The 525-nt window shown below is 64.2% G+C and carries 1 pseudogene; it reads right to left on the minus strand.

Annotated elements, in window-relative coordinates:
- Nucleotides 1-488 (minus strand): annotated as a pseudogene (locus AACY08_RS28640) (MobA/MobL family protein); the annotation flags it as partial.
- Nucleotides 489-525: the final 37 nt, after the last annotated feature.

The raw sequence follows: 525 nt of genomic DNA on the forward strand, positions 1-525 counted from the left end.
GCCGCCATGCGCGAAGCGGCCGGGCCGATCTTGTGCTGCGGCTCCAGGTCGATGCCCTGCGCCTCCAGCGAGCGGTGAGCGATCCGCGAATCGATATCCAACTAGGCCAAGCGCGTGTTGACGTGTTCGCTCCAGCGCTCACGCCATTTCTCCAGCAAGTCGGTGCGATTCCAGTCGCGGTTCTTCTTGCCGAACCCGTCCTCGCCAACATCGCGCATGGTCAGCATGACATGCGCGTGCGGCTTGGCCTCGCCGTCCGCGCCGATATCCCAATGCACATTGAGATCGGCGATCATGCCCTGATCGGCGAACTCGGCCTGCACGAAGTCGCGGGCGAGTTCGACGCCCTGCGCCTGCGGCATCTCGCGCGGGATAGCGAACTCCACCTCGCGGCAAAGCTGGGCGTCCTTCCGCTTCTCGAACGCTTCGACATCGTTCCAGAGCTTTTCGCGGTCGTGCCATTCCTCCGGCGCGTTCTCTGGCAGCATGACCTCGGAATGAACCACGCCGCGCTTGGCGGAAAAG

This window comes from Pseudomonas sp. EL_65y_Pfl1_R83 (assembly GCF_963970695.1).
Classification (GTDB): domain Bacteria; phylum Pseudomonadota; class Gammaproteobacteria; order Pseudomonadales; family Pseudomonadaceae; genus Aquipseudomonas; species Aquipseudomonas tritici.